23 protein-coding genes are annotated in these 21,726 nt (G+C 50.0%); 13 read left to right on the top strand and 10 right to left on the bottom strand.

Going from position 1 to position 21,726, the window contains the following annotated elements:
* The 5 genes from EPA93_RS44675 to EPA93_RS44655 all read left to right on the top strand — a co-directional run bounded on the left by EPA93_RS44675 (nt 1) and on the right by EPA93_RS44655 (nt 4,657).
* A complete protein-coding gene (locus EPA93_RS44675; RefSeq protein WP_129893759.1) occupies nt 1-678 on the top strand; it encodes an HAD family hydrolase in 678 nt (225 codons plus the stop codon).
* Between the two features lie 34 nt (nt 679-712).
* Entirely contained in the window at nt 713-1,216 is a 504-nt protein-coding gene (locus tag EPA93_RS44670) for an LURP-one-related/scramblase family protein (protein ID WP_129893758.1), read from the top strand.
* Between the two features lie 307 nt (nt 1,217-1,523).
* Nucleotides 1,524-2,018, top strand: coding sequence for a M67 family metallopeptidase (locus EPA93_RS44665; RefSeq protein WP_129893757.1), 495 nt, complete (start codon nt 1,524-1,526; stop codon nt 2,016-2,018).
* Nucleotides 2,019-2,694: 676 nt separating this feature from the next.
* On the top strand, nt 2,695-3,636 hold the full coding sequence (locus EPA93_RS44660) for a manganese catalase family protein (protein ID WP_129893756.1): 942 nt from the start codon (nt 2,695-2,697) through the stop codon (nt 3,634-3,636).
* Between the two features lie 88 nt (nt 3,637-3,724).
* Nucleotides 3,725-4,657, top strand: coding sequence for a DsbA family oxidoreductase (locus tag EPA93_RS44655; protein WP_165423808.1), 933 nt, complete (start codon nt 3,725-3,727; stop codon nt 4,655-4,657).
* Nucleotides 4,658-4,810: 153 nt separating this feature from the next.
* Here EPA93_RS44655 and EPA93_RS50655 read toward each other — a convergent pair whose 3' ends face one another.
* Nucleotides 4,811-5,449 (bottom strand): divalent metal cation transporter, encoded by a 639-nt coding sequence (locus EPA93_RS50655; RefSeq protein ID WP_129893754.1) that lies wholly within the window; start codon nt 5,447-5,449, stop codon nt 4,811-4,813.
* 23 nt (nt 5,450-5,472) lie between these two features.
* On the bottom strand, nt 5,473-6,450 hold the full coding sequence (locus tag EPA93_RS50650) for an NRAMP family divalent metal transporter (protein WP_129893753.1): 978 nt from the start codon (nt 6,448-6,450) through the stop codon (nt 5,473-5,475).
* Nucleotides 6,451-6,750: 300 nt separating this feature from the next.
* On the opposite strand from EPA93_RS50650, the gene EPA93_RS44640 reads away from it, so the two are divergent.
* The 5 genes from EPA93_RS44640 to EPA93_RS44615 all read left to right on the top strand — a co-directional run bounded on the left by EPA93_RS44640 (nt 6,751) and on the right by EPA93_RS44615 (nt 11,375).
* Nucleotides 6,751-7,314 carry an acyl-CoA thioesterase gene (locus tag EPA93_RS44640; RefSeq protein WP_129893752.1) on the top strand — a complete coding sequence of 188 codons (564 nt, stop codon included), beginning with the start codon at nt 6,751-6,753 and terminating at the stop codon, nt 7,312-7,314.
* 117 nt (nt 7,315-7,431) lie between these two features.
* A complete protein-coding gene (locus EPA93_RS44635) occupies nt 7,432-7,638 on the top strand; it encodes a hypothetical protein (RefSeq protein WP_129893751.1) in 207 nt (68 codons plus the stop codon).
* Between the two features lie 422 nt (nt 7,639-8,060).
* A complete protein-coding gene (locus tag EPA93_RS44625; RefSeq protein ID WP_129893750.1) occupies nt 8,061-9,524 on the top strand; it encodes a hypothetical protein in 1,464 nt (487 codons plus the stop codon).
* 11 nt (nt 9,525-9,535) lie between these two features.
* The gene (locus tag EPA93_RS44620) at nt 9,536-10,315 is read left to right on the top strand and encodes a VWA domain-containing protein (RefSeq protein ID WP_129893749.1); all 780 of its coding nucleotides are present in this window, start codon (nt 9,536-9,538) and stop codon (nt 10,313-10,315) included.
* Nucleotides 10,316-10,388: 73 nt separating this feature from the next.
* The gene (locus EPA93_RS44615; RefSeq protein WP_129893748.1) at nt 10,389-11,375 is read left to right on the top strand and encodes a hypothetical protein; all 987 of its coding nucleotides are present in this window, start codon (nt 10,389-10,391) and stop codon (nt 11,373-11,375) included.
* Nucleotides 11,376-11,495: 120 nt separating this feature from the next.
* On the opposite strand, the gene EPA93_RS44610 is transcribed toward EPA93_RS44615, so the two are convergent.
* Both EPA93_RS44610 and EPA93_RS44605 read right to left on the bottom strand, forming a co-directional pair.
* Complete coding sequence (locus tag EPA93_RS44610; protein ID WP_129893747.1) at nt 11,496-12,062, bottom strand: LuxR C-terminal-related transcriptional regulator; 567 nt, start codon at nt 12,060-12,062, stop codon at nt 11,496-11,498.
* A 111-nt stretch (nt 12,063-12,173) separates the two neighbouring features.
* A complete protein-coding gene (locus EPA93_RS44605; protein WP_129893746.1) occupies nt 12,174-12,374 on the bottom strand; it encodes a hypothetical protein in 201 nt (66 codons plus the stop codon).
* A 658-nt stretch (nt 12,375-13,032) separates the two neighbouring features.
* On the opposite strand from EPA93_RS44605, the gene EPA93_RS44600 reads away from it, so the two are divergent.
* Nucleotides 13,033-13,689, top strand: coding sequence for a HesA/MoeB/ThiF family protein (locus tag EPA93_RS44600; RefSeq protein WP_129893745.1), 657 nt, complete (start codon nt 13,033-13,035; stop codon nt 13,687-13,689).
* Nucleotides 13,690-13,768: 79 nt separating this feature from the next.
* Nucleotides 13,769-14,557, top strand: coding sequence for a TIGR01458 family HAD-type hydrolase (locus EPA93_RS44595; RefSeq protein WP_129893744.1), 789 nt, complete (start codon nt 13,769-13,771; stop codon nt 14,555-14,557).
* A gap of 147 nt (nt 14,558-14,704) precedes the next feature.
* On the opposite strand, the gene bcp is transcribed toward EPA93_RS44595, so the two are convergent.
* The 5 genes from bcp to nadB all read right to left on the bottom strand — a co-directional run bounded on the left by bcp (nt 14,705) and on the right by nadB (nt 19,906).
* Nucleotides 14,705-15,205 carry a thioredoxin-dependent thiol peroxidase gene (bcp, locus tag EPA93_RS44590; protein ID WP_129893743.1) on the bottom strand — a complete coding sequence of 167 codons (501 nt, stop codon included), beginning with the start codon at nt 15,203-15,205 and terminating at the stop codon, nt 14,705-14,707.
* 236 nt (nt 15,206-15,441) lie between these two features.
* Entirely contained in the window at nt 15,442-15,927 is a 486-nt protein-coding gene (locus EPA93_RS44585; RefSeq protein ID WP_129893742.1) for a DUF5615 family PIN-like protein, read from the bottom strand.
* Between the two features lie 236 nt (nt 15,928-16,163).
* Nucleotides 16,164-17,348: a quinolinate synthase NadA gene (gene nadA / locus EPA93_RS44580; RefSeq protein WP_129893741.1), complete on the bottom strand. Its 1,185-nt coding sequence runs from the start codon at nt 17,346-17,348 to the stop codon at nt 16,164-16,166.
* A 34-nt stretch (nt 17,349-17,382) separates the two neighbouring features.
* Nucleotides 17,383-18,225: a carboxylating nicotinate-nucleotide diphosphorylase gene (gene nadC / locus EPA93_RS44575; protein WP_129893740.1), complete on the bottom strand. Its 843-nt coding sequence runs from the start codon at nt 18,223-18,225 to the stop codon at nt 17,383-17,385.
* A complete protein-coding gene (gene nadB, locus EPA93_RS44570; RefSeq protein ID WP_129893739.1) occupies nt 18,218-19,906 on the bottom strand; it encodes an L-aspartate oxidase in 1,689 nt (562 codons plus the stop codon). Before nadB ends, nadC begins: the two co-directional genes overlap by 8 nt.
* A 400-nt stretch (nt 19,907-20,306) precedes the next feature.
* On the opposite strand from nadB, the gene EPA93_RS44565 reads away from it, so the two are divergent.
* Nucleotides 20,307-20,645 carry a four-helix bundle copper-binding protein gene (locus tag EPA93_RS44565; protein WP_129893738.1) on the top strand — a complete coding sequence of 113 codons (339 nt, stop codon included), beginning with the start codon at nt 20,307-20,309 and terminating at the stop codon, nt 20,643-20,645.
* Between the two features lie 163 nt (nt 20,646-20,808).
* Here EPA93_RS44565 and EPA93_RS44560 read toward each other — a convergent pair whose 3' ends face one another.
* Entirely contained in the window at nt 20,809-21,531 is a 723-nt protein-coding gene (locus EPA93_RS44560; RefSeq protein ID WP_129893737.1) for a Type 1 glutamine amidotransferase-like domain-containing protein, read from the bottom strand.
* Nucleotides 21,532-21,726: the final 195 nt, after the last annotated feature.

Here is a 21,726-nt window from a genome sequence, read left to right as displayed (position 1 = left end):
ATGACAAGACTGGTTTTTTGGCTTGATGTCGATAATACGCTCTTGCAAAATGACGATGTTAAAGCAGATCTAGATGTACACCTTCAGGCAGAGGTGGGGACTGATCTTACCAGGCTCTTCTGGGCAATTTACGAACAAGTGCGCAAAGAGAAAGACTACGTTGATATTCCTCTCTCGCTCTCACGCTTTCGCGAGCAAACGCCGCTCTCGGCAATGGACGAGCAAACATATCAGCATGTCCATTCGATCTTTGATAATTATCCATTTTACAAAGCTCTTTACCCTCATGTATTAGAAACATTGCAGCATTTACGCACGCTTGGCCTGACCGTCATTGTCTCCGATGGCGATCTTAGCTTTCAAGCGACTAAAATTGTGAACAGCTATCTCGCAGAGGCGGTTGAGGGGCGCGTGCTCATTTATACACATAAGCAACAACATCTTGTCGAGATTATGCGCACCTACCCAGGCGATCATTACGTGATGATCGATGATAAGCCACAAATTCTCGCCGAGACCAAGGCTTCTCTGGGCGACTCGCTCACCACAGTCTTTGTCCAACAAGGAAAATATGCAGAGAGCCAATTACCGGCTAACTTTACTCCCGATATTACGGTACCGCACATAGGCGATTTACGTAATTATAATGCGGAACAATTTCTTCATCCTGCAAATTGATGGATTAGCGTTACGTAATTGGAGGGATTAGTACATGAGGTACCATCTAAGGGAGCGCGCATGGAGTCTTACTGAGGCATTTGTCATACGTGATGATGCAGGTAGAGCGATTTTTGAGGTCAGAGGAAAGTTCTTTCATATCGGTGACGACCTGGTTATGTTCGATCGCCACTCAGGTCAAGAACTTGTACACATCAAGCAGCGGGTACTTTCGCTGCTCCCGCATTACGAGATCTATCGCGATGGGCAGCACTGGGCAAGCGTCCACGAGCAACTGCGCATCTTCGGGGAGCGCTTTAAAGTTGAGGGCGGCAATGGACTGGTTTTCCACGTTCAGGGCGATGTCTGGCGCTGGAATTTCACGGTGAGCGACCAAATTGGCAGTCTCCTGGGTCAGATCAGCCGCCAGTTCTCGATCTTTCGAGATAGCTACGCCGTTGATGTAGCACCAGGTGTAGACGCGCCCTTCATCATCGCGCTGGCCATTGTAATTGAACTGGTAAAAGAACACCATCAAAAAAAAGAAGGCACACATTAAGCAGCTTCTAGCTGAAGTGTAAGGTTAGTAGTTCAGCCAGCTATAAAGCTATTCCTGAACCCATTTGTTAGTAATTGGCGCAGATCACAAAATGTAGTAGCTAGTATCTGCGCCAGTTCCTGACACCAGGGGAAGAAGAGAGGCTTTTCCTTGTCTCTCCAAAGTTACCAGAAGAGCTTGATTTGCTTGTATAATAGGATCAAGGATAGCGTAAAGGCTTGGAACATCCGCTTTTCCATCTGCCTCAGTTCTGTCAGGCAGATTAGCGAAGGGAAAGTGGGCTAAAGAGCCGTTCTAGAATAGAAATATGGGGAAGCAGATTAGTACACAGGCCATACTCAGTATTGAGGCTCAAAAAGCCATGTCTATTGATGTACAGCAACGTAAGCGTATCGAAGCATGTGGAATACTAACCGGGCATATTGACGAGCAGGGCAACTGGCATATCAAGCAAGCTCACCCGTTACGCAACATCTATGCATCACCTGTCTACTTTGAATTTGCGCCAGAAGATCTCCTCACACTTGAGTTGGCCTATCCCGGGCAGATCATTGGCGTCTATCATAGCCATCCAGGCGGCTTTGCGGTAGCCAGCAGTACGGACCGTCAGAATATGCAGCGCGTCAACCAGGAGCAACAAATCCCCTGGGTATGGTTTATTCTTAGTGGTCCATTTGATGAGCAGTTTGCGCGTCAATGCCGGGAGAATCTTGCTCAGGCATCACTCATTGCCTATTATCACTCGGCCCGGGCAGGTTTACAGCAGATCCCTATCTGCCTTGAAACGGCCAATGAGAACTAATAAATATGAGTTGCGAGACTGAACCTTGTCTCCATCTCTGCCTTAAGCCTTCAATATCATAGATAAGCCTATTTTCAATAGTAAATATCCAAATCGCCTGGCCTTTTTGCTAAAGGCACCCCTATCACGCGATTCTACTCAGCCGTGCCAACCTTCTGCTTGTAGCAATCAGGCCCGCCAGCCTGATGCTTGGATGGAAGCCAGTAACATGGCATCTCACCGGCGCTATAACGGGTCATAGGCAGGAGAAGAACTACCCTGTCACTTTCCTGATCAATCTAACGTGCTACTTCTATCTGCTCTTGTCCTTTTTAAATCAAGAGCGCGGTTCACAGCAGATGAACCATTGTATAAGCGTACAAATCTGTCTGGCTCTTTCTGAAGGGTGTAAAAAAAGAGGATAAGATGGCCAGGGAAGCGCACCAAGAGAGCTTTTCTAAAAATGGAAGGTTCGCTAAAGGTATAAAAGTTCTTCCTGCCAGAGAAAAAGGTAAGAGTAAAGAAGAGATGTAACAAACACCAGTCACGTGACGTGTAGGAAAAGGTATTAAGCCAAGTATCGCAGAGCACCTTTGAAAAGGCCTTATTCAAAGGATTGCCCGGGCAAAAAAGTGCATACCGCCTGTGATGCTTCCGAAGAGTCTCTCACTATGTAACTGCAAAGCAAGGAGTTATCATGTTCCACCATGTCAAAGAGTTGCAGTTCAATGCACGGGTATCAAGACCCGATCCACGTTTTGCCACCTTGCTCCTGGAGCAATTTGGCGGGGCAAACGGCGAGCTGAAGGCAGCCATGCAATACTTCGTTCAGGCTTTCTCTGCACGTCAACCCTATCCAGACAAGTACGATCTCTTGATGGATATTGCTACTGAGGAGTTCAGCCACCTGGAAATCGTGGGGGCAACCATCACCATGCTGCTAACTGGCGTGAATGGTGAGCTGAAGGACGCGGCAGAGCAGAGCGATCTTATGCGCCTGCTCAAGGGCAAGAGTGAACGCGAGCAGCTTATCGAGGAGGCAGCAACAGGTCCACAATTCCTCGTCCTTTCAGGAGGTGGTCCGGCGGTGACTAATAGCCAGGGCGTTCCCTGGAGCGGCTCCTATGTTAATGCTAATGGCGAGCTCAGCGTCGATCTGCGCTCAGACATTGCGGCTGAAGCTCGGGCAAAGATCGTCTACGAATACCTGATGCAGTTTACTGATGACCCATTTGTCAAGGAGAGCCTGGCATTTCTTATGACGCGTGAGGTTGCTCACATGCAAATGTTTACAGCCGCACTTGAGAGCATTAAGCCAAACTTCCCGCCAGGCGTTCTACAAGGTGATCCACGCTATACGCATACTTACTTTAACATGTCCAATGGGCGCAGTTCACGGGGTCCCTGGAATCAGGGGCAAGGGCCATGGGGTCCTGGCGAAAGTTGGGAATTTATTGCTGACCCGGTACAAGAGGTGATGCAAACACAAGGTAATACGCAACTCCCGATTAAAGGCACGAACCAGAAACCTGAAGAGGTGGCCAGATTCAATAAGCAACAAAGCCAGTTGCGCAGCCAGGAAGTAAATCAGGCCATTGCTAAGCAGCAAAATCCCTGGAGTTTCTCTGGCAAGCCCTAGTTCTCAAGTGAGGAGAGGCTTTGCAGGTCTCTTCTCACTAGTTATCTTTTACGTATGCTATTCGTGCAAGCCTGGTAGGAGGTCTGGTGTGTCCCTATTTGAGCCAGCATCATCAAGCCTTGATGAGCATAAAATAAACGCTGAAGGGAAAGATGGTACCACCTGCTGGATTGAGTATTACACCGATCCACTTTGCTCATGGTGTTGGGCCTTTGAGGCTCAATGGCGCCATTTATGCTATGAATGTGCTGAACGCCTGCAATGGCACTACCGTATGGGCGGTCTGATTGCTAATTGGCGGGGCTATGATGATCCATTCAATGCTATTCAAAATCCAGCCCAGATGGGGCCACAATGGTTCCAGGTCCGTGAATTTTCGGGCATGCCCCTTGATGAGAAAATCTGGCATAGCGATCCTCCTGGCTCCTCCTATCCCGCCTGCCTGGCGGTAAAAGCTGCCGAGCGTCAGGGGCCAGCAATTGCAGAGCAATATCTACGCCGATTGCGCGAGGCAGTCATGCTGGAGCGCCGCAACATTGCACGCCAGGAAATCTTGCTCGCCGCTGCCCAGGAGGTAAAGCAGATCCCTTCACAAGAGGAGCAATTTGATCTTGATCGATTCCGGGCAGACTTAAATGCTCCTGAGACGGTTGAAGCTTTTCGCCAGGATTTACGAGACGCCGCCTACTACGGAATTGGCCGCTTTCCCACACTGATTCTGCGACGAAATAATGGACGGAGCCTTATTCTTGTAGGCTATCGTCCCTATGATGCGCTCTGCGCGGCAGTAGATTCTCTGGTACCTGACATACGACAGAAGCATGCTCTGCCCCGAGAGGATTTAATCGTGGATTATGTTCAGCAGTGGAGAAGCGCCACAGTCCACGAACTCGCGGAAGTGCTTGGCGAACAGCTCGACCAAACGTCGCAACTTCTCAATGCGCTGATCGTGCAGAAAAAACTCAAGCTAGCCAACGATTCGCCAGGCCGGACGCCTCTCTATATCCCTATCCCTGACTAATCCAGCAGCACAGCAAGCAGAAAAAGCGGCGTTCTGCAGATGAGTACGCCGCTCATCCTATCTCCCTTCCTTAATATACCCATCCATATGGCTATAAGAAACGAGCATTTGAAGCTCAAACCTGCAAATCGCTGATCATCTTAAGCAAGGATTTTAGCGCCCCTGGCCGGTCACCAGTTGATAGATGAGCAACGAAGTGCCAGCAACAAGAAGCAGAATAATGAGCCATAGCGCAATGTTAAGCACAGCATGCAAGCGCTGCCCCTTCATGACTACGCGATGATTTCCGAGCAGTACCACAGCAAATACAAGCAACGGCGCGATAAAAGCTGTAACAATATTGGACCAGAAGATCAATTGAATAGGATTGGCCCCTAAAAACGTCAAGGCCAGACCGAGAAGCGCCGCCACCGTGAGCACAAGATAGAAGCCTTCACTTTGCCACGGACGCTTTGATAAAGCTCCTGGCCAGCCTATGGCTTCCGACACCGCATAGGAAGTCGAAGCAAGTAGGACAGGAATTGCTACCAGGCCTGACCCGATAAGTCCAATCGCGAAGAGGATGCGGGCCAGAGGACCGGCAAGCGGTTCCAGGGCCCGGGCAGCATCAGCAGCTGTCGCGATATTCTGATGATGTATAAAGAGGGTTGAGGCTGTACAGATAATGATAAAATAGGCCACCGCCTGCCCGGCAATGGCACCACTGCCCACATCAAGCTTAGCCATACGCAATTGCTGCGAAAGGGCCCCTATTCGCACTTCCTCTATTTCGGCTTTAGCCTGCCAGAACATCGAATAAGGCGAGATCGTCGCGCCTAAAAGAGCCCAGCACTGCTGATGCTAGCGAAATCGAAACCAAGGTGGGGCACAAATGTACGTACCAATACAGTAGACCACTGCGCATGTGTAAAGAAGGCGGTTAAAACATAAGCCACAAAGACAAAGCTCATGGTCAGAAAGATCTTCTTGAAGGCCTCAAAAGTGCGATAAACCGTCAGATACCAGAGCCCGACAGTCACCGGCACGACAAACCAGGCCCATGATACTCCGGTAATCAGTTCGAAGCCACTTCCAATCGCCACAAGATCAGCAGCAAGCAAGGCAATATTGCTCATCGCAAGCAAAAGTGCAGCGCCGATCGCGAGTGGACGTCCATAATACTCGCCAAGAAGTTGCGCCAGCCCCTTCTGGCTAACCCTCCCGATTCTGGCACAAGCAAATTGGACAGCAAAATAGAGCGGCGTGGTAAGCAGCATCAACCAGAGATGGCCATAGCCAACGTTGGCACCATCCACAGCATAGACAGTGACAGCTGAAGGATCGTTGCCAGAGGTGCCGGAGAGTAGTCCCGGACCAATTACGTGCCAGAACGCACGTGGCGGCTGAGCTGCAGAAGTATTGCTCCCCCTTTCAAGTCCCTCTTCAGTTGTCGATCCAGGGCTAAGCCGCTTCTCTTGCTGCCGTTTTCTGCGGGCAGGCAAGCGCTCGGGACCACTCGCGGTCAGGGATGTTAGTTCTTCCTCCTGCGCATCAACAATCATCTTTTGCGCAGTTCCATTCTCAGCGGCAACCGGTTCGACAGCTTCAATCCGCTCTACAGGTACATTGATTTTCTTCTTAAAGAAAATTCCTTTGCTTACCTCAATAGTCTTAACATGCCCCTGCCTATCTTTCTCTACCCCGGCAATTTTTGGCGAGCTTACATCATGTTCGCCAAGATCTCCCTCAGTAGCCTCGACTTGCATTCCCGGAACCACCTCAGGATCGTGATCGTTATGCTTCTCTCCTGCCATAGCCCTCTCTTTAGCCCTCTTATTCTAGTTTTGTATTCCCCATTCTTTAGCCTGGCACCTACTTCAGTGCCACCGGTTCACCCTCGCTCTATTCTGAATTTTGGTATATTCTTTAGACCGATAGCATACGCAATCCCATCACTGCTTCCCTTCCTACACGCACAATCAGCCGGGCATGATACAACCTGCACTTTATCACGTACGCTACTCAAAACCTACCTCCATTGGAAAGTCTTTTGTCGGGAGTGACATAATGAAGTAGTTTGTGTAAGAAATACGTTAACCAGGAGTGATAAAAATATGAATCCATTTGAAAGAATCGTCAATAGATACAAAAACCTGCCTAAAGTAGATTTGACGCAAGGGCGTAGCATAGCCTATTCGCGCAGTATCACCAGGCGTGCGATGGAGCTTATAGATGCTAATTCACAGGGCAACGTCCACGGTGGCGTGATCATGCGAATGGTTGATGAGGCCGCTGGCGTAGTAGCCATTAAGCATAGCCAGTGTCCAACCGTCGTTACCGCCCGCGTAGAAAGATTTGATTTTCTGGCCCCGGCCTTCATCGGTGATGTCGTCTCCGTCAATTGTGAGATGCATTATGTGGGTCGCACAAGCATGGAAGTCGGCGTAGAGGTAACTGCTGAAGATTTGATAACCAGGGAAGTGCGTAGAATTGCCAGCAGTTATGTTATTTACGTGGCCCTTGATGAGAACAGAAAGCCAACTCCAGTTCCGCCTCTGGTACCCGCCGACGATGAAGAGGAGGCAATTATAGAGCGGGCTCGTATTCGTCGCTTGCACCGGCAGCGCATAGACGAGGAATTAAAGCAGATACAAGAAATTTCTTCCCAAAACTCTTGACAAAAACCCTAAAATATTCTATAGTCTTTAATGTAATAACTTGACAAACAACAAACCAATTGGGAACAGACAACAATCTTCAAAAACGATAGGGAAGGTGCCACTATGGTGCAACGCATGAGTCAAGTCCTTCATGTTCGCGTGGATGGCCGCAGCAAAGAGCTTACAATGGCTATGCTCCATCTGACATATACTGCAAGCGATGCCCAGATCAAGCAAGCGGTGGCACAGCATTTTGATCTCCCATCTCACTACCTTGACGAGCACGTAATTATACGTAGCAGTCAGGCCATTATTGTGAGACCAGAAGCAATCTACGGCTAAGCAAACGTTTAACTGCAGGCCTGGGACGCGCCCTTACCGATAGAGCTTACAAACGTTTGGATTGCTAATCCGAAGGTCGCGAGTTCGAATCTCGCCGGGAGCTCATGCTCCCGTAGCTCAGTGGCAGAGCATCAGTTTCAACAGCTCTTTCAACTCGCGCGTCCCGGGCCTACAGCTATTTTGCTCTGTACTTTCAGCCGAAGAGCATACAATCCCCACCATCGTTGCCGTGGGCAAGATCGGATTTCTTGCCAAAGTTAGGCCTCTGGTCACATGTCAGAGCAAACCTTTCACTTGCTCTTCAAACTCGTACGGAGTATTTTTATGCTCCTGCCCTTAACAGCAAATCGAAGCTGCCTCAGCATAACTCGTACATAGCGCACAAAACAGGCTATGTACCCTGACGAAAAGAGGTGACACTCATGGCCGAGACGCATGAACAAGATGTTCGCGTTCAGATTCTCAATTCGTTCCTTACCACACCTCACCGCAAGCTTGAGGAGCTTGCTCCCCTACACACGAGCGCATTGGAACGTGATCCACTCTTCTACGGGCACCTTGCCCTCTGGTACTTTGATAAGGGAGAAGTCAGGGATCACAAAACGCTTTTTGTCGCGCACCTGGCTACTTGCAATTTTAGCGAATTTCGTGAGGTGGGTTGGGTTCTCTTGCAAAAGCTGGCTCCCTTTGAGGTGTCCCGCGTGCTGAATCATAGCAAGCGCGTGCTAGGAAAGGTTCCCCGCTCGCTCAAGAGCGCCATCGCGCACTATCTAAAGACGCGCGAGAACAATCCTCGCCAGTTCGACGGAGCCGCGCTGCGCGCACGCAATGATCTGAAGCATCTCTATGCCAGCTTGCATCTGAAACCAGGGCCGCGCGCACAGGCCATTTTGTTTGCTAAGCAGCCTCCCGCGGATAGCGAACTTGCCGCCCTCAAGCGTCTGGCCAGGGCCGAAAGCAGCGAGGAACAGGCACTGATTATCCTCGATAGCAAGCTTCCTTACACTACGGCTATAGGGGCCATTAAGCACATCACGCCTGCCTTGCTGGTGGCGCTTATTAATGCTATGTCGCCGCAGGAAGTCATCAACAACATGGCGGCCCTCAAGCGGCGAGGGGCCTTCGATGATAACGAGGTCAAAGCCCTGATCAAGCAAAAGCTGGCCGAGGCGGCAGGCGATAAGCGCGTCTCGACGCTCAAAGCCAAGAAGGCTATCGAGGTGGCTCGCCTGGATACCGAGACGGAGCGCACGCTTAACGAGATAAGCGATAAGCGAGTCGCGGCAAAGGTAGAGATCAAGCGTCCCACAGCGCTTTTCGTGGATAAGAGTAGCTCGATGACTAATGCAATAGAGGTGGCCAAGCAGTTGGCAGCCTTAATTAGCGCCGTTATCAACGCTGATTTCCGCGTCTATGCCTTCGATACTGCAGCCTTTGAGATCAAAGCCAGGGCCAGGCAGAACGAACGCCCGGTCCTGAGCGATTGGGAGCAGGCCTTCAAGTTTATCAAAGCCAATGGTAGCACGAGCATTGGAGCTCCTCTGAAGAGGATGTATCTTGATAAGATCTATACCGAACAGATCATTATAGTAACTGATGAAGGAGAAAATTCCGCTCCTTACTTCAGATCCGTCTGGAGCGATTATACAAAGGAGATGCAAAGCACTCCTGCGGTTATTATCGTGCAGGTGGATAGCGACTATAACCGTTTCAGCGAGGATCTACAGAAAGAGGGCATCGAGGTGGTGAAATATAAGTTTGCCGGCGACTACTATTCCTTGCCTAACGTGCTGAATCTGCTAGCAGCTCCTTCTAAAGGTGAACTGGTAGATCTGATCATGCGGTATGAGCTTCCTCAGCGCCCTCGCCTGGCTATGGCAAAGTAGAGAGGGATGGTATGGAAAATATAAATATGGTAGATCTGGCGTTTATCGTGGATACAACTGGGAGCATGGGCAGTCTTATCTCGGCTGCCCAATTGCAGATGGTTGCCCTCCTTACAGAGTTGAGCCAGGCCGCTCAAGTCCATCTGCAGTTGGGAATAGTCGAGTATCGCGACCATCCCCCGCAGGATCAGATGGTTTATAAAGTCCATGAATTTACTGCAGATCTAAAGAGAGCCCAACAAACCATTCGTAGCCTTAGCGCTAATGGCGGAGGCGATAGTCCAGAGGCAGTCCTTGATGGTATCGTAGCCGCCTGCCACGATTTGGCCTGGCGCCCACATGCACGCCGGCTGGCAGTGCTGGTAGGAGATGCCCCCCCGCATGGAGTTGGCACTCCAGGAGATGCCTTTGCGCGCGGTTGCCCATGTGGAGAAACGCTAGAAAGCGTCACGCGCCTGGCTGAAGCAACGCGGGTCAATATCTATGCGCTCGGCCTGGCAAAGGAGGTCGCAGCCTCCTTCAGCACTATTAGTATGCTAACTGGGGGCAAATTTTATGCCAGCAATAATGCCGACAAGGCTATCGAACATCTGGCTGGATTGCTCAAGGCCGAATTTGGTAAGCTAGAGCTGGATAGAAGTATCCTGAACGCTTATCTAGAGCAGCAAGAACTGAGCATGGAGGAGTTGGCCACACGCGTGGGGAGTAGTCGGCACGAGGTTTCGGCAGCTTTCTTGCGCTTGCTCTCACGCGATCTGATCAAGGCACCAGCTACACAATTCGCAGACTGACTTCAAGCTGAGAACGTACTCTCAGCTTGCACTTCTGTGAGTCGAGCACAAGCAGAGAAAAAGGTTACGGGTAATGAGCCAAGAGCGCAAGCCAGGGGTTGATGTACGAGCGTTAGTTCGCCGACTCAACAAGGAAAGCAGAGATCTTCTACAGCGCGATATTATTGCGCCGCTTTTGCCAGGCGGTAAAATTCGCACGCGCCTGAGCGGACTTGTCTATGAATTCAAGCCTAAAACCAGGTTTACAGGATGGGGGCACTTTCGCCCTTGTAACGAAGGGGAGGCAGAGCTTGTGGCAGAGGCGCTGCCCTGGGAACGTGGAGGCTATCTTGAACTTTTTCCGGCCCTGCGCGTTATTCTGCTCTGGCCTGAACCTGATCCGCGCCGACCAGGTACCTGGTGGGCTCTGCCTTTCAATGAAAGCGATGCCAAACAGCGCTTTGGTTTTAGCGCGGACCCACTTCCCGTTTTTCTCTGCGATCCCATGAACGGTGCAGAGCGCTTCGAGCGCGTGATTGCACGCGTTGACGGGCAAACGCTCTGGTTCGAAGGCCCTGATACGCTCGCCGATCCTACTCATGCTGAATGGCTACGCGATACGGCGGCCACAGCAGAACAAACAACTGCGCTTTTATCAGGTCTTGCCAGTTCTGAGCGCCTGGCCCTTCTTTTCTGGCAGTTGCGTCAGTTTGAGCAGGCAGCCATTGCCGAACAGGGTCTCCTCAGCAAGAGCGTGCGACAGATACAAGAGCAGAGCCGAGGGCAACAGCTTGCATGGCTACGGCGGGGAACAGCTCGCCTGACATTGGAGGCTCGTCTACGCCATGCCTTGGAGAAGGCTGACGCCGTACTACATAGCTACAGCGAAATCGCTAATCCTGACGGCTCGCTCGGACACCTCACTGTGGAATGGAGCGAACAAGGGAACAGGCGTCGCTATCGCTCCTTGCTCGATCCCGATCTGACTGTGGTCTCTAGCGGAATCTGTCTGAGTGACCGCGACCGCGATTTCGATCTCACCAGCCTGGTAAATGTGATGAGCGATTCACCTTTCGAATAAGCCGCTTTGCCAACGACTACGATGCGTAAGCGCCGGATTAGCAGTACGCTTTCGACGAGCATTGCCCCTTCTCTTGCTTAGGGCAATGCTCTTTATGGCTATATGAAGACGAGGTGTATACTATTCCTGATCATCAAAACAATCAGCGAACTTTTCCTGGATGAAGCAGTAATCCATGTACTTATCGGAGGATAAATTCCAGGCTTCGCGGCACAACCGAAACAGAGCAGTTTTATGTGTATCTACCGTCGAAGGTGAAAGGCAGAGTTTGGCAGCCACTTCCTCACGAGTCAATCCTTTGGCAAATTCTCGTAGAACATCTAATCGGCGAGGCGTTGCACGATGCATTACCTGTTTACATAGCATAAGATCATCTGGATCTTTTTCTGGCATTCTGGAGCCTAATAATCCTTCTTGCCGATATTGAGAGAATTCGCGATAGAAGAATCGATAATCCAGAGGTTCGTGCGATGGTATATTCCAGATTTTACGGCACAAGCGAAACAAGGCGGTTTTATATGTGTCAACTGTTTTAACTGAAAGGCAGAGTTTGGCTGCTACTTCCTGTCGCGTTAATCCTCTGGCAAATTCCCATAGAACATCTAACCAACGACGCTTAGCTTGCTTAACGACAAGTTCACACTGTGAGCTATCTGTTCCATTTTTTTGCAAATGTGCCAGTACCATGTGCAATCTCCTTTAATTACTCATCGTGTTACTCAGATCAGGAAAGAGCAGTTTCTAGATTCCTGCTCCTCCCACAATATTTAAAATTTGGCTTGCTTGCGCGCTATTACTTTATTTACCTCTACAGAGGATATTTATCGCTTTTAGAAGCAGTTTTGCGACACGAGGACCTTGAAGTGCTGCAGCCATAACGCAAGCCAAACAGATGATGAGTAAATTTTCTTTGGAGATGCCATACACAAGAACGGCTAACGTAGCCATAAAGTAAAGTGCGAGGGAAGGTGGGAACGATTGAGCTTTTTCGTCTTTCATTGTTAATTCCTTTCATTTGAAATGAACTTATCGCAAACTTCGGCTATCATGGAATGTTCAATCACCCATGGAACCAACATATGTACTCTCATGTTTATCTCCTTACTAGCTAACGATAAGAAACTTATCTTGCAATCTTCGGCTTACATGATCCTTTGAACCTAAAATCCTATTTCATATCTACCACCCCCTTAAGGCAAAAACCTTAAATGAGAGATGCTTTGACATCTATCGGTGCAGCGGCACCATAATTACCCTACTTCACATTTAGTATCGTAGGATTTCAAAGCTTTAGCATCCCTAGTAACGCGTAATACATATATAACATTTTAACAATATAATATGGTGCATGTAAAGGCACTGTCTTCTGATAAATCTCTGATTTATTAATATGGAGATGGCTTAGGATCATATGACGTCTCATTGAACAGAGCGCGAAGGAAATAGTATTGCTTTTTCGAATCTTTTGTGATAGCATCAGCAGGTGCAAGTATTCTTTAGTTCGTCAGGAATTGATACAAACCCACTTGCAAACTTCGGCTATCATGCTTATTCATGACAGCTTCCCGTTGGGGATTGAAAAAGGCCCACATGCGAAATGTGGGCCTTTTTATGAGATCTATGCTGAATTTCTTTCAGTAGCAGGGAAGTTCGCACAATGACAACACACAACAATTTGAATCCTAACAGCCCATTCTTCCATGAGGAGCGGCACGCCTCGCTTGCCTCTTTTGTTGATAGACCAATCACGATTTGTGGAGCCGGCGCTCTGGGTGGGAACCTGGCCGAAACCCTAGCCCGTATGGGTTTCACGCGCCTCAAGCTTATCGATAAGGATCGCGTGGAGATGCGCAACCTCTCAACTCAGCCATACAGTCGGGCAGAAGTCGGAGCCCCCAAGGCCCGCGCCCTGGCCAACATGCTCTATCGTGCCGTGCAAGCTAAGTTAGAACCGATCGTTACCGAGCTTACAGCCGCCAATGCTCCTAAGCTCCTCAAAGAGAGCGCCTTGATCGTTGACGCCTTCGATAACCGCGCCGGGCGGGCCGCGATCAGCGAAACAGCTCGTAGCCTGCATATACCTTGCTTGCACATCGGCTTTAGCAATGATGGCCTTTATGGCAGCGGCCTGTGGGAACCAGGCTACCAGGTTCCGCAAGAGATTGCCGGCGATCCCTGCGATTATCCACTAACGCGTCCTTTTGCCCAGGTCCTCAGTGCGCTGGCAGCCCGTTCCATCGTCGATTTCTTCAGGGAGAATAAGAGCATAAACTTTGAACTGACATGGAATGACCTCAAGATCAGCTCTGACTAAACAGTACCGCGTGGAAGGCATGCTATAATGAGAACAAATCTCTCGCTTCCAGCGCTAATCTGATCTTCAGGGGGTAGTTATGGCCTCAAGCATATCTGTACGCGGGATTCTCCTTGATATTGACGGCGTATTACATGTCGGCATGAAACCCATTCCCGGGGCCGCAGAAGCCATTCAGCAGTTCGAACAAGCAGGCTACCGTATCTGCTTTGTCACAAATACTACGACGTTCTCACGCTCTACCCTTGCTCAGCGTTTGCAACAGATCGACTTGCCAATAACAGAACAACAGCTCATCACGGCGCCGGCCGCCACGGCCCAGCATATACGCCAGCACTTTCCAGATAAACGCTGTTGGGTCCTCACCAAAGGCGATACAGACGCCGACTTTGCGGGCATTAAGCTTGTTCAAGATGATGCAGAGGTTGTGGTAATTGGTGGCGCCGAAGAATTGCTCACCTACGAAGCCATGAATCAGGCCTTTCGCATGCTCATGAATGGAGCCGAATTGCTGGCCATGCACACCAACCTCTTCTGGCGTACCAGTACAGGCTTACAATTGGATAGCGGTCCTTTTGTTCGTGCCCTGGAGATCGCGTCAAGCAAGCAAGCAACAATTCTGGGCAAGCCAAATCGCGCATTTTTTGCGCAAGCCCTGATCTCTATTGGAGTCGCAGCCGAGGCAGCTATTATGGTTGGCGACGATATCGAGAACGACGTTACTGCCGCTCAGCGTGCCGGAATGCATGGGATACTTGTCTGTAGCGGAAAATATCAGAAAGGTATGCAGCTTCCGGCGCACGCCCACCCCGACGCCATATTACCTTCCATCGCCGAACTGCCCGCCTATTTACGCCACAACTCCTAACGTTAACCCATCACAAGAGCTAAAAATATTTGCACTCAGAGACCCGCCTACTCGAAGACGAACCGGGCTCGCAAAAGGATGGGCTGGAGCAGCAGGCTGATCAGATACCATCAAGCTGCTACTCCAGTGGAAAATTATTGTGTGGGGCTATAAATTGAGCGCTTCGGCTACAGTTAATACTTCCTGGGCATGCGCATCAGGCTTCACGCGAGGCCAGATCTTGCGCACAACTCCCTCCTGGTCGATCAAGAAGGTCGCGCGGCTCACACCCATAAACTTTCGCCCGTAGAGGTTCTTCTCGCCATAAACGCCGTAGAGCTGGGAGACTGTTGTATCAGTATCAGAGAGCAAGGTGAAGGGTAAGCCATACTTCTCAGCAAACTTTTTGTGGGACTCGACCCCATCGGTACTGATCCCCAGGACAACAATGCCCTTCTGCTGCATCAGATGATTGGCATCGCGGAAAGAACAGGCTTCCTTTGTGCAGCCCGGGGTATCATCTTTGGGATAGAAGTATAAAACTACGCTTCTTCCTTTGAGGTCAGCTAGATGGACCTGCCCATTCTTTACCACATCACCATCGCCTACGGCGGGCAAGGTAAAATCGGGAGCAGGCTGCTGCGCCTGAACCTTTATCTCATCGCTCATGAAGACTCTTCCCTTTCATTCAAAATCCTGGAGAGCTTCCAGGATCTTCATTATATCTCTTCTACTCTATAGAACGAGGCAGGTAAGCCGTAGCATCCCGACAGAAGCTTTAACTATAGCCCTATCAGAATACGCAATGACAGATGCCCATGTAACAAGCGAGAGGATAATATCTACTTCGATAACTTAAATCGTCTGATATGCTACCTCGTTAAAACAAACAAATAAAATAGAAGCTACGAATCACATTCACTATCCAGGTTGGTAGCTGAAATAGGGGTAGAGATAAATTGTGCCGAGCAAGTTATACTCAACCGCTCAACTGAGTAGCTAAGCCAAGTTATAACACATTGATCACCCTGCGTGTACACTTTCCAGAGGCCATAGGGAGTATCTCTTTCTAGCACGGTAAGATCATTAAGGAGATCAGGATTTTGGATAATATATTCAATAGTCCAAACCACCCGTTCGGCAAGTTCTGATGTAACTTTATAATCTCCTTTGATCAGAATTGCTCCAAATTCAACATCTCTCCTATATTTTAGGAAATCGGTATCACAGGTTATGATGAAACGCTCCTCTTCAAGAAGAAGTTTTAGAACAGGGGGATCTTTTGTTCCACTTAATTCACCCTCATTCATCGCTTTAACGTTATGCCCTCTCTCCCTGAGGAGTGTTTTTATTTTTTTTGCCCCTGCTCCCTCGTCAAGCAAAAAATTCATATGATCCCTTCTAAGACTTAAATATGATAGTACTTAAATTACAATTTTGATAATATCATATATTTTTTAACAAATCCTTATTTCAATCACAAAAAATGGAAAAAGGGTTTGGGACCACCCCTATCAACGGTAGTCCCAAACCCAATCTTATGCATATTCGCGCACTTCGAGCCTCTCATGAGGGAAGGCTCTTCCAGGTTGCCTCTCTAATAATGTTTTTAACAATCTGCTAGCAGTCAGGCCAGAGAGAGCATGCGCTCCAGGGCCACACGCGCCCAGTGCGCCGTCTCCTCATCCACACTTACCTGATTGATAACCTCGCCCTCCAGGAGCGCTTCCAGGACCCAGGCCAGATAGGCCGGGTGGATACGATACATCGTAGAGCATGGGCAGACAACCGGGTCGAGGCAGAAGATAAGCTGCTCGGGATGGGCTTCAGCCAGGCGATGGACCAGGTTGATCTCTGTACCTACCGCCCATTGGCTACCGGCGGGGGCCTGTTCGATCTGTCGCACAATATATTCGGTTGAGCCATACAGATCTGCCGTCGCCACAACTTCCTGACGGCACTCCGGGTGCACCAGAACCTTAATCCCTGGAAAATCGGCACGCGCCTTTGCTATCTGCTCAACACTAAAACGCATATGGGTTGAGCAATATCCCTTCCAGAGAATAATCTTAGCCTGCTCTACCTGCTCCTCAGATCCTTCCATCAGCAGCGGATTCTTGGGATTCCATACAACCATCTGCTCAGGCGTAATGCCATACTTGAGAGCAGTATTGCGCCCCAGATGCTCATCCGGGAAGAACAAGACACGCTTGCCCTGGCTAAAAGCCCAGCGCATTACCGTTGGCGCATTCGATGAGGTACAAACAACACCTCCATTGCGCCCACAAAATGCTTTGAGATTAGCTGCTGAATTCATATAGGTGACGGGGATAATACCAGCATCCTCGCCAAGCATTTCCGTCAATACATCCCAGCACTCCTCAACCTCGGCGATATTAGCCATATCTGCCATAGAGCAGCCGGCGGTAGGATTGGGCAAAATCACCTTCTGATGGGCTGCACTAAGAACATCGGCGCTTTCTGCCATAAAATGGACGCCACAAAACACAATATACTGAGCCTGGGGACGAGCTGCCGCCAGTTGCGCAAGCTTAAAAGAGTCACCCCGATAGTCAGCATATTTAATAATCTCATCACGCTGATAGTGATGCCCAAGAATGACAAGCTTTTCTCCCAGTACCTCCCTGGCAGCGGTTATACGACGGTCCAACTCTTCGCCCTGCATCTCGGCATAGAATAACGGGATGGTATCGCGGCGCTTAGAAAGATCGTGTTTGGCACGGCTCTGGGGCGAAAGAAGCGGCAAAACGCGTTCTTCGCGACTTTCAGCACACTCAGATAGTATAGCCATGGATTTCCTCCTTGAGCGAGACAGATAGAGCACATCATGCAAATTCAAGCGAGACATCAAAATTGGGAGCAGAATGCGTGAGCGCTCCTAACGAGATAAAATCTACACCGGTCGCCGCTACAGCTGCCAGCCGGTTCACATCTGTGCCAATGTTGCCAGAAGCCTCAAGCAATACCTGGGGCGCACGTTGACGCACAAGCTCTACGGCACTGCGCATTGTCTTGACGTCCATATTATCGAGCAAAATGACGTCTGCCCGGGCGGCCAGCGCCTCTTGAACTTCGCTAAGGCTCTCGCACTCAACCTCTATTTTGAAGAGATGAGGCGCCTGGCGCCGAGCCGCGCTAATTGCCTGCTCGATTCCACCTGCCGCTTTGATATGATTATCCTTGATAAGCACGCCATCCTGGAGACCAAAACGATGATTATACCCACCTCCCATGCGCACAGCTTCCTTTTCCAGGTGACGTAAGCCAGGGGTTGTTTTACGCGTATCGATAATACGAGCGGGTGTGCCAATAGTGGCACTTACACAGCGTGCTGTCACAGAGGCGATACCGGAGAGATGACCAAGAAAGTTAAGTGCTACCCGCTCAGCACTCAGCAAAGAACGCGCCGGACCCTGCAAGAGGGCCAGAACATCTCCGCCCTTCACCCTGGCGCCATCGCGCTGTAATAGCTCAACTGATATGCGCTCATCCAAGGTACGAAACGTCTCCGCAGCAATTTCCAGGCCGGCAATCACACCTTCCTGGCGAGACACAATACTGGCTTCGGCTTGTTGTCCTTCGGCAACAGTACTCCTGGTCGTGATATCTGCATCGGCTCCATCTTCGAGCAGAGCCCTCTTGATAAGTTCCTCTGAAGGTTTAAGCACGGATAGCTATCTCCTTTCGGGGCTGCATGGGTCCATTTGGATCAGCGCTTGAGGGCCGAAAAGCCGTACGGCAGCCTTCTAAACTTGTGTCGAGGGATTGGTAATCAGCGCGCCAATGGCTTCCCCGTGACTCTTGCCGCTGCAAAGCTGCCATGATCACTATTTCGGCGATTTGCAGCATATTGCGCACCTCTAAGTAGTGCATCCTCTCAATTGGAGCAAGCTCTTTGAGCTTATTGCCGGCTTGAAACTCGCTGCGCATGCGTCGTATCTCGCGCTGCGCTTCCAATAAGCCATGCTGATCGCGGCGAAGCGAGACATATTCCCACATGATCTGGCGCAATCGCTCACAGGTATGGAGAGTGCTCAACTCATCTTCATTACCTGATGATAGGATATCCTCTTGCAAGGTACTCTCATAGGGAATGAGGGACACACCCGCAGGCAAAATCTGCTGACCAGGGCTAGCAGAGCTATCATCGAGATATCCAGCCAGGCGAATGCCATACACCAGCCCCTCCAGAAGAGAATTGCTTGCCAGCCGATTAGCTCCATGCACGCCTGTGCAAGAAACTTCTCCGACTGCATAGAGACCCGGTACGCTCGTACGCCCATAGCTGTCTACCAGCACCCCACCCATACAATAATGAGCAGCTGGCTCTATAGGAAGTAGATCAGAGGCCATATCCAGACCATGCTCACGGCAGATCGCCGAAATTGTCGGGAAGCGCTCATATACGCTTTGCCGAGGGAGATGACGCAAGTCGAGATACTGATACTTTGCACGCTCACTTAGCATCTCGCTCAATATGGCCCGCGCGACCACATCGCGTGGCGCAAGCTCAGCCTGCTCGCTATAGCGAGGCATGAAGCGCTCGTTGGCGTGATTACGCAGATAGGCGCCCTCGCCACGTACAGCTTCTGAAATCAGGTGAGAAGTGCCGTTAGCAACTAATACGGTGGGATGAAACTGCATGAACTCTAGATCCGCCAGCGCGGCTCCAGCACGCCAGGCAAGAGCCAGCCCATCGGCGGTAGCTCCGGCGGGATTGGAAGTATGTAGCCAGAGCCCTCCAGCCCCACCACTGGCCAGCACGATCGCCTGCGCAGCAACCTCAAAGCTATTTCCCTCTTTATCTATGGCCTCTACGCCGCTACAGATATCTTCCCGCAACAGCAAATCACTCACGAAGGTCTCTTCATAGACAGTTACCGAAGAACGCTTTTGCAAGGCGGCAATAAGCGCACGCTCGATCTCCGCCCCTGTTGCATCTCCCCCAGCATGCAATACACGCCAGCGTGAATGGGCCCCCTCACGTCCCAATAGCAAGCCATCGGCAGTTGAGTGAGCTTCGCTGCCTGGTGCGGCGCGATCAAAATGAACCCCCATCTCGATCAGCCAGCGTACGGCAGCAGGTGCCTGCTCAACTAAAATACGTACAGCCTCTGCATCGCATAATCCTGCGCCCGCGGCCATTGTATCCCGAAAGTGCAACTCAGGACTATCATCCGTTCCTAATGCCACAGCAAGCCCCCCTTGAGCATACCGTGTGTTGCTCTCGCCTACCTGCCCCTTCGTAAATAGGGCAATGCGCATACGCTCTGGCAAACGCAACGCTACTGTAAGCCCTGCGATTCCCCCCCCAATGATGGCAACATCGAACGGTTGGCTATAAGCCATAATCTTCTCTCCTTTGCAAGTAAGTGTAAATTGTACACTTACATAGCAGATAAAAAAGAAAAGGTGTCTTCTTTACACTAACCCCTTTTCCAACGAGTATACCAGACAATTCTGCGAAAAACAAGGGCGAATAACGTTGTCATGCTTTAATGCTATGGACTTGAGTTGTGGACTTTGTAGCAGCGAGAGGTCTGGCACTTTTCGCTTCGCTCCTCATCTGGAGCCCTTTTAGGTAGCTGCACAGAAAAAGCTTATAATCATGCTCAAGCTAAGCCATACGTTAGCTGGTAGCTCCTGTTACCTCCATGGATACAGAAGGCGTGTAATTACTGAAAATGATCCAACGCATAACACTATCCCAGGATCAAAATACTGGGAGAAACTGAAGGAGTGCAGAGCAATGCAGGGAACTCATGCTCAGCAGAGTATGCAGCAGTGTACGCAGAACTGTAAAGAATGCCACGCCATTTGTGAGCAAACTCTTCTCTATAGTCTGCAAAAAGGAGGTCCATTTGCGCAAGCCGACCATATCTTAGCGCTGCTCGACTGTATTCAAACATGCCAGGTCAGTGAGGATTTTATGCTGCGCAATTCGCCCTTGCATCCTTACATGTGTGGTGTATGTGCCGAAGCCTGTCAGCGCTGCGCACAATTTGGCAATGATCAGCAATTGCAAGCCTGCGCTCAGGCTTGTCGTTCATGTGCCGCAACCTGCCAACAAATGGCTTCAACACCTTGATATCGATTTCTGCCAGTCGTCATTTTTACAGGCCCAAACAGCTAAAGAGCCATCACGCTCCTTACCGAGAAAACTGGCTGACATCTGCAGGATGAAAGACTCTCTGGAAACTGCCCTTTCTCTCCTCTTAGCCCTGAGTAGAGCATGATGGCTCTGACGGTTCTCACAAGCCACACTCTAGCAGTATTTCAGTAAAGCTGCTGTGCGGTTTATAGACGGTCGGCTCGCCGTGGCGATATATAGTCACGGCTCCCTGGCCATAGACATGCCAACCACATTTCTTACCCGCGTCGCCGTCATCAAGAAGTCCCGTTCTCTCGTCAATATCTATCACTTCAACGTCAGCAGGCAACTCAACCGTTGGTTGGGCCGTTGCCTTGCCCACAAGCGTATTGCGTTTGGTAAGCAAGCATACGTTGGATAGCAATCCAAGACCGCTCATGACAATTTTAGCGCGCGAATCATAATAGTACTGGCAGAGCCCCATCGCCCCTGCTCCACTACCCACAATGACCGCACCTGCGAGATAAGCGGCAAGAATAGCGCGCCAGCAGGCGCTATTCTCTAATATATTCATGAGATTCTCAACAGTACCATCAGTTAAATGAACGAGGCGCGAGTGACTAATAATATTTGCAAGAGCAGGATCTTCAGCTGATACTTTATCAATCAAGGGAAGTGCTTGGACCTGTGTTACCCCCAGGCCATGAAACCAGCGCACGCCGGCATTGCTGATCCGCTGATAATTATGATCAGGGAAAGCCGCCGTAGGAATAATACTGACAGATATGTCAGGGCCGCCAGCAAGTTCTATTGCCCGTCCTTCGGCCTCAGCCAATGCACCCCCAAATTCGCCGTAGCCTTCTAAGAGAATATATCCAGCCATGTTGATGCTCTCTTCTCAATCCAGTACAGTGCAAATCAACTACGCTTTCTCAAACTTACTTCTATCTGCCCATATCTTTCAGATATGGCAGGATGCTTCACGATCCTTCAACGAAGCTGTACAAGAATACTCAGGCTATCAAGAGCACAATTGTATTATATCAAAGTTTGCAAAAACATTAGGCAAAAGTTAAAG

The organism is Ktedonosporobacter rubrisoli (assembly GCF_004208415.1).
Classification (GTDB): domain Bacteria; phylum Chloroflexota; class Ktedonobacteria; order Ktedonobacterales; family Ktedonobacteraceae; genus Ktedonosporobacter; species Ktedonosporobacter rubrisoli.
The sequence above is the reverse complement of the archived record's forward strand: the minus strand, read 5'-3'. Positions and strand labels throughout refer to the sequence as shown.

Bases quoted from the DNA above. Each gene is read 5' to 3' on its own strand.
- EPA93_RS44675 (WP_129893759.1), top strand. From the start codon at position 1: ATGACAAGACTGGTTTTTTGGCTTGATGTCGATAATACGCTCTTGCAA.
- EPA93_RS44670 (WP_129893758.1), top strand. From the start codon at position 713: ATGAGGTACCATCTAAGGGAGCGCGCATGGAGTCTTACTGAGGCATTT.
- EPA93_RS44665 (WP_129893757.1), top strand. From the start codon at position 1,524: ATGGGGAAGCAGATTAGTACACAGGCCATACTCAGTATTGAGGCTCAA.
- EPA93_RS44660 (WP_129893756.1), top strand. From the start codon at position 2,695: ATGTTCCACCATGTCAAAGAGTTGCAGTTCAATGCACGGGTATCAAGA.
- EPA93_RS50655 (WP_129893754.1), bottom strand. From the start codon at position 5,449: ATGTTCTGGCAGGCTAAAGCCGAAATAGAGGAAGTGCGAATAGGGGCC.
- EPA93_RS50650 (WP_129893753.1), bottom strand. From the start codon at position 6,450: ATGGCAGGAGAGAAGCATAACGATCACGATCCTGAGGTGGTTCCGGGA.
- EPA93_RS44640 (WP_129893752.1), top strand. From the start codon at position 6,751: ATGAATCCATTTGAAAGAATCGTCAATAGATACAAAAACCTGCCTAAA.
- EPA93_RS44635 (WP_129893751.1), top strand. From the start codon at position 7,432: ATGAGTCAAGTCCTTCATGTTCGCGTGGATGGCCGCAGCAAAGAGCTT.
- EPA93_RS44625 (WP_129893750.1), top strand. From the start codon at position 8,061: ATGGCCGAGACGCATGAACAAGATGTTCGCGTTCAGATTCTCAATTCG.
- EPA93_RS44620 (WP_129893749.1), top strand. From the start codon at position 9,536: ATGGAAAATATAAATATGGTAGATCTGGCGTTTATCGTGGATACAACT.
- EPA93_RS44615 (WP_129893748.1), top strand. From the start codon at position 10,389: ATGAGCCAAGAGCGCAAGCCAGGGGTTGATGTACGAGCGTTAGTTCGC.
- EPA93_RS44610 (WP_129893747.1), bottom strand. From the start codon at position 12,062: ATGGTACTGGCACATTTGCAAAAAAATGGAACAGATAGCTCACAGTGT.
- EPA93_RS44605 (WP_129893746.1), bottom strand. From the start codon at position 12,374: ATGAAAGACGAAAAAGCTCAATCGTTCCCACCTTCCCTCGCACTTTAC.
- EPA93_RS44600 (WP_129893745.1), top strand. From the start codon at position 13,033: ATGACAACACACAACAATTTGAATCCTAACAGCCCATTCTTCCATGAG.
- EPA93_RS44595 (WP_129893744.1), top strand. From the start codon at position 13,769: ATGGCCTCAAGCATATCTGTACGCGGGATTCTCCTTGATATTGACGGC.
- bcp (WP_129893743.1), bottom strand. From the start codon at position 15,205: ATGAGCGATGAGATAAAGGTTCAGGCGCAGCAGCCTGCTCCCGATTTT.
- EPA93_RS44585 (WP_129893742.1), bottom strand. From the start codon at position 15,927: ATGAATTTTTTGCTTGACGAGGGAGCAGGGGCAAAAAAAATAAAAACA.
- nadA (WP_129893741.1), bottom strand. From the start codon at position 17,348: ATGGCTATACTATCTGAGTGTGCTGAAAGTCGCGAAGAACGCGTTTTG.
- nadB (WP_129893739.1), bottom strand. From the start codon at position 19,906: ATGGCTTATAGCCAACCGTTCGATGTTGCCATCATTGGGGGGGGAATC.
- EPA93_RS44565 (WP_129893738.1), top strand. From the start codon at position 20,307: ATGCAGGGAACTCATGCTCAGCAGAGTATGCAGCAGTGTACGCAGAAC.
- EPA93_RS44560 (WP_129893737.1), bottom strand. From the start codon at position 21,531: ATGGCTGGATATATTCTCTTAGAAGGCTACGGCGAATTTGGGGGTGCA.